Source organism: Pseudomonas sp. NPDC088322 (assembly GCF_044740745.1).
Lineage (GTDB): Bacteria > Pseudomonadota > Gammaproteobacteria > Pseudomonadales > Pseudomonadaceae > Aquipseudomonas > Aquipseudomonas shirazensis.
This window is the reverse complement of sequence record NZ_JBIURK010000003.1, coordinates 356924-365253: the sequence shown is the minus strand read 5'-3', so window position 1 is coordinate 365253 and position 8330 is coordinate 356924. Positions and strand designations below refer to the sequence as shown.

The following is an 8330-nucleotide window of genomic DNA, read 5'->3' as shown; positions in this document are numbered from 1 at the left end:
TTCTCAGGCGGCGTTGCGGGCAGTGACGAACGCCGCCAGTGCGGCGACGCTGCTGAAATGGTTGCGGGTGTCCTTGGCGTCGGCGTCGATCTTGATGCCATAGCGCTTCTGTATCGCCAGACCGAGCTCGAGAGCGTCCACCGAGTCCAGGCCCAGGCCGTCGCCAAACAGCGGTTGCTGGTCGTCGATGTCGTCCACGGCTATGTCTTCCAGGCCGAGAGCGTCGATGATCAATTGCTTGAGGTCACGGTTAAGGTCTTGCTGTGGATCGCTCATCGATGGCGAGCTCCTTGATGTAGTACTGATGCAGATAATCGTTGAGTGCGCGCGACGCCTTTGGCGCAGGTCCGAGGGCGGCGAACGTTTGTGGGTCGATATCGGCGCCGACACTCAGGCTCAAGTGCACGCGGCGCTGAGGGATGCGGTACCAGGGTTCGTTCTTGGTCAGGGTGGTCGGGCTGACCTTGATGGTTACGGGGGTGATGATCTTCGCACCGCGCAGGGCAATCGCGGCGGCGCCGCGATGAAAGGCCGGCGCCTGGCCGGGCGGGGTGCGTGTGCCTTCCGGGAATATCACCAGCGGCTGGCCATCGCGCAGGCATTGCACGGCGTTGTCGAGCATGTCCATGCTGCCATCGTTGCCCAGGTACTGCGCTTCACTGACCGGACCGCGGGTGAAGGGGTTGTCGAACAGGCTCTGCTTGATTACGCAATTGCCCTGACGCACCAGACCGATGAGAAACACCACATCGATCAGCGAGGGGTGGTTGGCGATGATCATCTGCCCGGGGCGGCCGAGGCGCTCGGCGCCGTCGATCTGGTAGGTGAGCACGCCACTGAACCGCATCACCCGTACGAACTGCCAGAACAGCCAGCTGATGGTGTAGCGCGCGCGTTGACGATGACGCACCACTCCGCCCGGCAGGCAACTGAGCAACGGAAACACCAGCACGCGCAGGCACAGGCCGCCGAGACCAAACAGGCAAAAGCACGCAGCTGTCGCCAGCAGGCGCCAGTAGTAGTGATCGCGGGTCTTGCTCACGGCTGCCGTTGCCAGGTCCATGACCGCCGCTTCCAGGTATGAGTGAAGCAATTCACGCCGTTCAGTGTGGCCTGCAGCCAGTTCAGGGCATGTGGCAGGGCGGCCGGCAACGACTGCGTGGCTGCCGGGCCAGGGCTCAGTTGCCACTGCTGACCCGGGGTGACCAACAGGCCTAGGGCGTAGGCGAAAGGCACATCGTCGACCCAGGCATCGTAGACCGCCGGCGGCAGTTCTTCGCAGACGATCAGCAACACCGCCGGCGCGCCCTCCGCCAACAGCGCCGCAGCCTCCAGCAGGCCCTGCTCAAGGCCATCGCCGGCGGCGGCGATGGCGGTCATCTCGCTGGTTTCGCCGCGCAGGATCGACCACAGCCCGATTACCGCGTTGTGCACCGACAGGCTGAACTGGGTCGGCGACAACGGTTGCTGATCAGCCAGGTCACTGAGAATGGCAAAGGTGCGCGGGGTTTCGCCATGACGCGAGGCAAATACCAGCGGCAGTGCCTCGTACCCTTCAGCCAGCGGCCAGCCGACAGCAAAGGCCATGCGCGCCAGATTGCTCAGGCGACGGCGCTGCATGGCCGGCAGGAACGAGACGTCTGGCGACGCCGCTTCACTGCAGCTGTGTCGGCTGCCCTGGGCCCACGCCTGCCAGTCGGCAGGCGTCACCAGGCCTGGAGCCCAGGCACGCCATTGGCTGATATCGAAGGTGATCACGGTGCTTTTTATTCCGCCCTGAAGGACTGCCTTGCCGAGGAATGACTCGTAACAACGACCTGACAGGGTTGGCATATTCGCCGAGTGGCGCGCATTATCACGGCGCCAGCGATGTGTAGCAATTGCTGGTTACATAATCGCCATCAGACAAGTTCATTTACGTTTTGCACAACGCCGACATGTGGTGCAGGCAAATTCCGACAAGCGGTGCTGCCCGCATGGCAGCTGCCGTTGGAGCGGCTTAAGCGAAGTGGCGCTGGCCAATGCACGGGCCTCGACACATACTCGGACATTCGTTGATACACGGAGGTCTCTCATGCGGCGCGTGGTATTCAATCAGAAAGGTGGCGTGGGCAAATCGAGCATTGCCTGCAACCTGGCAGCGGTCAGCGCCAACGAAGGCTACCGGACCCTGCTGATCGACCTGGACTCCCAGGCCAACTCGACCCAGTACTTGACCGGGCTGACCGGCGACGACATCCCCATGGGCATCGCCGACTTCTTCAAGCAGAGCCTGTCGACCGGGCCGTTCTCGAAGAAGAACAAGGTCGATATCTACGAAACCCCATTCGACAACCTGCACGTGGTTACCGCCACGGCGGAGTTGGCCGACCTGCAGCCCAAGCTCGAGGCCAAGCACAAGATCAACAAGCTGCGCAAATTGCTCGAAGAGCTCGACGAGGATTACGATCGGATCTACATCGATACCCCGCCGGCGCTGAATTTCTATGCGGTATCAGCGTTGATCGCGGCTGATCGAGTGCTGATCCCCTTCGACTGCGACAGTTTCTCGCGCCAGGCGCTGTACGGCCTGCTGGCCGAGATCGAAGAGTTGAGGGACGACCACAACGAAGGCCTGCTGGTCGAAGGCATCGTGGTCAATCAATTCCAGTCACGCGCCAGCCTGCCGCAGCAGATGCTCGATGAGCTGATCGAAGAGGGCCTGCCGGTGTTGCCGGTGTACCTGACCAGCTCGGTGAAGATGCGCGAATCGCACCATGCCAGCCTGCCGCTGATCCACCTGGATCCGCGGCACAAGCTGACCCAGCAGTTCGTCGAGCTGCACGCGTTGCTCGAAGAAAACGCCTAAACGCCCTGGCTGCGCAGCCACTCCAGTAATGAGTGGAGTGGAAATGCGCCAGCCTGACGGCTGATTTCGCGACCGTTCTTGAACAGGATCAAGCTTGGGATCGAGCGGATGCCCAGTTGGCTGGCCAGATTGCGGTTGGCTTCGCTATCGAGCTTGGCCAAACGGCAGCGACCGCTCAGTTGCGCCGCTGCCTGGGTGAAGATCGGCGCGAACGACTTGCACGGCCCACACCAGTCGGCCCAGACGTCCAGCAACAAGGGCAGATCGCCTTTGATCTGGCTGGCGTAGTTTGCCTCGCTCAGATCGAACGGCCGGCTCAGCAACACGGCCTGTTTGCAGCGGCCGCATTTGGGCGTGTCGTTCAGGCGCTCGGCCGGCAGGCGGTTGAGGCCGTTGCAGTGTGGGCAGGGGATCACTAGTGGATCGGACATTGTGACTCCTTATGAATGCGATTCTGACCGGAAATTCTGGGGCTGCTTTGCAGCCCTTTCGCGGCACAAGGCCGCTCCTACAGTTGACCGCGTACGTCGGTATTACGCGGTGCCTGTAGGGGCGGCCTGGTGTCGCGAAAGGGGCGCATAGCGCCCCCCGACGTCCTCAAAAGTTACTCACGACGAGCAACTGATTTCCAGATGCTTGCCCCACTCCGGCGGGCGCTCGGCGTAGGCCTGCATGCCCGGCTGCTCTTCGAACGGCCTGCTCAACACCTGATGCAGGCGGCGCACTTCGGTGTAGTCACCGCCATTGGCCGCTTCGATGGCCTTCTGTGCCAGGTAATTGCGCAGCACGTACAGTGGGTTGACCGCATGCATACGCTCGCGGCGGCCCTCGGCGTTGGCTGGCTCGCGCTCACAGCGGGCCAGATAGGTCGCGCTCCAGGCATCGAAGCCGGCCAGATCGACAAAATCGTCGCGTACTGCCTGCAGGGCCGCTGCGGCGGGCTGATCGCCAAGCCGGCGGAAGAACAGCGTGTAGTCGACGCCGCCGCTCTGCATACGTTGCAGCAGGGTTTCGACCAATTGCAGGTCGTCGTCCTCGGCGGTAGTCAGGCCCAGGCGGCGGCGCATCAGGTCGAGGTAGTGGGTCTGGTACAGCGGCAGGAACAGGCCCAGCGCCTGCTTCAGTGCCTCGACCTCGACAAACGGAGTCAAGGCCTGGGCCAGTGCGCTGAGGTTCCAGTGGGCGATGGGCACCTGATTGCTGTAGCTGTAACGCCCCTGATTGTCAGAGTGGTTGCAGATGAAGTTGGCGTCGAAGTCGTCGAGGAAGGCAAACGGGCCGAAGTCGAAGGTGATGCCCAGGATCGACATGTTGTCGGTGTTCATCACCCCATGGCAGAAACCATAGGCCTGCCAGCGCGCGACCAACTCGGCGTTGCGCTCGACGATGGTCTGGAACATCGCCAGGTACGGTTGCTCGGCGCTGCGGCATTCAGGGTAATGCTGCTCCAGCACATGGTCGATCAGCAGCTGCTGCTGTTCTGGCTGGCGGGTGTAATAGAAATACTCGAAGTGGCCAAAACGGATATGGCTCTGTGCCAGGCGCAGGATCATTGCCGCGCTCTCCTGGGTCTCACGCCACACCGGCGTGCTCGAGCCGATCACGCACAGCGCGCGGCTGCTGGGGATGCCCAAGGCGTGCAGGGCTTCGGAACCGAGGAACTCGCGGATCGACGAGCGCAGCACGGCGCGGCCATCACCCATACGCGAATAAGGCGTTTGCCCGGCACCCTTGAGGTGCAGGTCCCAGTGCTCGCCGGCATCGTTGACTACTTCGCCCAGCAGCAATCCGCGGCCATCGCCCAGACGCGGCGTATAGCCGCCGAACTGGTGCCCGGAGTAGACCATCGCCCGTGGGTCGGCGTCTTGCCAGGACTGGTGGCCGCTGAACAGCTCGGCAAACAGCGGCAGCGCTGCCTGCGCCGGGTCGAGATCGAGCAGGGCCATCGCCGACTCGCTGGCCACTACCACCCGCGGCTCGGCGATCGGGTCAGGCAGTACCTGAGTGGAGAAGGCATCGCCGAGGCGGGCGAAGCGATTGTCGAAGGTCAGTTGGTCTAGGGCTTTCACGGGCCGGCTCCTGGCATGGCGGACGAGGGCCAGGCCCTCGCCGCGAGTGTGCGGTGCATGCCGGTTTGAGTCCAGTCAGAACGGTTGAGTGCCTTCGGGTTTTGTCCCGTCGCCACCTTCAACGGCGATCAGCTTCTGTTTGTGGCCCTGGGTGTCCATCAGGAACACTTCGACCTGGCGCACCGAGATCTTGATGTCGTGGGCCTTGAACTCGCGGCTGATGTAGCGGTTGATCTCGTCCAGGGTCGGGTTGCGGTCACCGAGGTCGCGCACGTGCATGCGCAACTCGTGATCCAGCGAGCTCTCGCCGAAGTTGAGGAAATACACCAGCGGTTCTGGGTCTTTCAGCACGCGCGGGTTGTCATGTGCGCCCTTGAGCAGCAGTTCACGTACCAGGTCCAGGTCCGAGCCGTAGTCGATGCCCAGTTTCAGCGTGACCCGGGTGACCGTGTCGGTCAGCGACCAGTTGATCAACTGGCCGGTGATGAAGGTCTTGTTGGGGACGATGATGTCCTTGCGGTCGAAGTCGGTGATGGTGGTGGCGCGGATGCGGATCTTGCTCACCGTGCCGGACAGGTTGCCGATGGTGATGGTGTCGCCGATACGCACCGGGCGCTCGAACAGGATCATGATCCCGGAGATGAAGTTGGCGAAGATTTCCTGCATGCCAAAGCCAATCCCCAGCGACAGTGCAGCCACCAGCCATTGCAGCTTGTCCCAGCTGACGCCCAGGGTCGACAAGGTACTGACGAAACCGACCCCGGCAATCACGTAGGACAGCAGTGTGGTGGTGGCATAGGCGCTGCCCTGCGCCAGGTTCAGGCGTGACAGCACCAGCACTTCGAGCAGGCCCGGCAGGTTGCCGGCCAGGGCGAAGGTGATGCCGATGATCACCAGTGCGCCGAGCAGGTCACCCAGGCTGATCGGCACCATGCTGGCGGCGGCGCCGGTACCGCTGGTGTACTCGTAAAGGGTGAAGTTGTTGAGGTAGGCGAACACCGAAAGCAGGTCTGCCCAGACCCAGTACAGGCCACCGATGAAGCCGCCGAGCAGGGCCAGGCGGATCAGGCGCAGCGATTGCTGGTTGACCTGTTCGATGTCCAGGGTCGGCTCCTCGACGATCACCTCGCCGTCGAGCCCTTCCTTGCTTGCCTGGCGCTTGCTCAGCGCGCGCTGATAGGCCAGGCGCCGCGCGGCAACCGACAGGCCGCGTACGAACGCTGCCTCGATCACCAGCCAGAACAGCAGCAGGTACAAGGTGTAGATCAAACGGTCGGTGAGTTTCAGGGCGGTGTAGTAGTAGCCGAAGCACACGGCCACGAACAACGCCATCGGCAGCGCCGTGAAGGCCACCCCGACGATCTTGCGAAACAGTGACGTGTCGCGGTGCGCCGGGCTACTCAACAGCAGGCGGCTGAGCAACCAGGCCATCAAGGCATAGCAGGTCAGTACTACGCCGATGCCAAGCACGTCACTGGCCAGCGCCGACGGCTGGTGTTCGGCCACGGCGACCACCCCGACCAGCGCCAGCACCACGGTACCCAGACGCCGCACCCAGCCACGCAGGAACTGCACCTGCGGCTTGTGCCAGCGGAAATGCACCTCGGCCACGCCGCCCGGCGCGAGAATCCGGTAGGCGGTGTAGAACACCAGCCAGGCCTGAGCCAGCTGCCACAAGGCAGCACTCAGGTTGGCATTCTGCCCGCGTGCATCGACCTGGAGGATATACGCGCACAAGGCCAGGGTCAGGCTCAGCGGCATCGCCAGCAGCACGTTGATCAGCAGCGCCTGCGGCGTGTGCCACTGGCTGTCGCGTTTGAAGTGGCCGATGTCCTGATGCACCTTGCTCAAGCGCTGATACAAGTAGCGCCGGCGCCACTGCAGCACTCCTATCAGCAGCAATAGCGGCAGGAACAGCAATGGCCGCAGGCTGAGGCCTTGCAGCACTTCCTTGACGCCCGAACCCCACGGCAGGTTGGCCACCTGATCGATCAGGCGCCCGGGCACGCTGCTCAGCCATTCCCAGTCCAGCGGCTTGTTACTGGGGATCCAGAACATCTGCTCTTCCAGGGTGGTGCGCAACCCCTGAGCGGTGCTGACCAGCTGCTTCTGGTTCAGCTGCAGGGTGATCGATTCGTTGAGCAATGCCGAAAGCTCACGGTTGAGCCGTTCGAGCAGGTCGCTGCGGGTGATGGCCACTTCCAACAGTGCCTTGCGCAGTTCGGGCGTGACGTCCTCGGCAGGCTGGCTGGCGAGCACGCCATCGACGTAGCTGACGGGGCTGCTCATCTGCTCGCGCTGCTGGTTGACCTCGAACTGATACAGGCGGATATCGGCGATCTGGTCGGCCAGGTCGCGGTCGAGCTTCAAATGCGGCAGGCTCTGTTTTTGCTTGTAGAGGATCTTGGACAGCAACAGGCTGCCCTTGAGCACGTCGATCTGTTCATCAAGCACCTGATCGGCCTGGGTCAGGCTGTCGAGCTGAGTTTTGGTCTTGAGGTTCTGCTGGGTCAGCTCGTTGAGCCGGTCGGTACTCTTGAGCAGGTAGTCGGAGAGCTTGAGGTTGGCGGCGCTCTCATTGGCCAGCAGGACACTGCCGCCGGACTTCTGCGCTTCCAGCGATTGCTGGGTCACCGCTTGCTGCGACTGCGCAAGGCGTTTGTCGTTGATCAGCGTCTGCAGTTGCTGGATTTCCTGCTCCAGGCGCGCGGTGCGCTCGACCAGCAGGTCGTGCTGAGCGCTGCCCAGGTCCTGCAGCAGGCCGTTGCCGGCCAGTTCCTGGCGGCGCAGCAGGGTTTGCGCGTTGAGCGAGGCGAGCTCGGCGGCGAGCTGATTGCGTTGGTCGGCGGAGAGGGCCTTGCCAGCGTCCTTGCCGGACTTGAGGCTGCTGTTGATCTGCTGGATGCGCGTCTGGTTGTTGCTGATCTGCGCTTGCGCCCGTTCCGGGCGGGTCTGCGAACTGATCATCAGGCTGTTGGCATCGGCCAGCGCCTTTTGCAGCTCGCCTTGCAGCGTGCTGCGCTCGCTGAGCAGTTGCTCGAGTTGCGGCACGCTCAGGTTGGCATAGCGCTGGGTGACGGGAGCCGGTGTGCTCGCCTTGAGCTTGGCCAGCTCGCGTTGGGCCTCGCTGGTCAAGCGCGGCGCGTCGGCCAACTGCTGCTTCAGCGCCTTGAGCTTGGCCGCGCTGTCCTGCTGGCTGGCGAGCAGGCTCAGGGTCTGCTCGAGCACTTGCTGCAGGCTCTTCTGGTCAGCCTCGGGCAGCTTGCGCTCGGCGATCTTGTCGAGGCTGTTCTGCACGCTGGCAGTGGTCGGGGCCTCGGCAGCGGTGGCGCCGAAAGAGAGGGACAGGCACAGCCCGAGCAGGGCTGCGCGAAGGTGCACGCGCAGGGACATAAGCAGAGTCTTGTCAGGGG

Annotated in this window: 7 protein-coding genes; 1 reads left to right on the top strand and 6 read right to left on the bottom strand. The window is 63.2% G+C overall.

Going from position 1 to position 8330, the window contains the following annotated elements:
• Window positions 1-3: 3 nt before the first annotated feature.
• Genes ACIOAU_RS09220 through ACIOAU_RS09210 form a run of 3 tightly spaced genes read right to left on the bottom strand, consistent with a single transcriptional unit; the run spans window position 4 to window position 1758 of the window.
• Window positions 4-276 carry a phosphopantetheine-binding protein gene (locus ACIOAU_RS09220; RefSeq protein ID WP_101315568.1) on the bottom strand — a complete coding sequence of 91 codons (273 nt, stop codon included), beginning with the start codon at window positions 274-276 and terminating at the stop codon, window positions 4-6.
• On the bottom strand, window positions 251-1063 hold the full coding sequence (locus tag ACIOAU_RS09215; RefSeq protein WP_259074597.1) for a 1-acyl-sn-glycerol-3-phosphate acyltransferase: 813 nt from the start codon (window positions 1061-1063) through the stop codon (window positions 251-253). The genes ACIOAU_RS09220 and ACIOAU_RS09215 overlap by 26 nt, the downstream gene beginning before the upstream one ends.
• Window positions 1039-1758 (bottom strand): beta-ketoacyl synthase chain length factor, encoded by a 720-nt coding sequence (locus tag ACIOAU_RS09210; RefSeq protein ID WP_256585649.1) that lies wholly within the window; start codon window positions 1756-1758, stop codon window positions 1039-1041. The genes ACIOAU_RS09215 and ACIOAU_RS09210 overlap by 25 nt, the downstream gene beginning before the upstream one ends.
• 316 nt (window positions 1759-2074) lie before the next feature.
• Here ACIOAU_RS09210 and ACIOAU_RS09205 point away from each other — a divergent pair, with 316 nt between their 5' ends.
• Complete coding sequence (locus ACIOAU_RS09205) at window positions 2075-2848, top strand: ParA family protein (RefSeq protein ID WP_150571527.1); 774 nt, start codon at window positions 2075-2077, stop codon at window positions 2846-2848.
• Here ACIOAU_RS09205 and trxC read toward each other — a convergent pair.
• The 3 genes from trxC to mscK form a co-directional block, all read right to left on the bottom strand.
• Window positions 2845-3279 (bottom strand): thioredoxin TrxC, encoded by a 435-nt coding sequence (trxC, locus tag ACIOAU_RS09200; protein ID WP_101315575.1) that lies wholly within the window; start codon window positions 3277-3279, stop codon window positions 2845-2847. The two genes, ACIOAU_RS09205 and trxC, sit on opposite strands and share 4 nt — an antisense overlap.
• A gap of 177 nt (window positions 3280-3456) precedes the next feature.
• Entirely contained in the window at window positions 3457-4917 is a 1461-nt protein-coding gene (selO, locus tag ACIOAU_RS09195) for a protein adenylyltransferase SelO (RefSeq protein ID WP_188035166.1), read from the bottom strand.
• A 75-nt stretch (window positions 4918-4992) separates the two neighbouring features.
• Complete coding sequence (mscK, locus tag ACIOAU_RS09190) at window positions 4993-8310, bottom strand: mechanosensitive channel MscK (RefSeq protein WP_188035167.1); 3318 nt, start codon at window positions 8308-8310, stop codon at window positions 4993-4995.
• Window positions 8311-8330 lie beyond the last annotated feature (20 nt).

Excerpts from the sequence above, each read along its gene's own strand:
- mscK (WP_188035167.1), bottom strand. The coding sequence starts at position 8,310 with ATGTCCCTGCGCGTGCACCTTCGCGCAGCCCTGCTCGGGCTGTGCCTG.
- trxC (WP_101315575.1), bottom strand. The coding sequence starts at position 3,279 with ATGTCCGATCCACTAGTGATCCCCTGCCCACACTGCAACGGCCTCAAC.
- ACIOAU_RS09205 (WP_150571527.1), top strand. The coding sequence starts at position 2,075 with ATGCGGCGCGTGGTATTCAATCAGAAAGGTGGCGTGGGCAAATCGAGC.
- ACIOAU_RS09220 (WP_101315568.1), bottom strand. The coding sequence starts at position 276 with ATGAGCGATCCACAGCAAGACCTTAACCGTGACCTCAAGCAATTGATC.
- ACIOAU_RS09215 (WP_259074597.1), bottom strand. The coding sequence starts at position 1,063 with ATGGACCTGGCAACGGCAGCCGTGAGCAAGACCCGCGATCACTACTAC.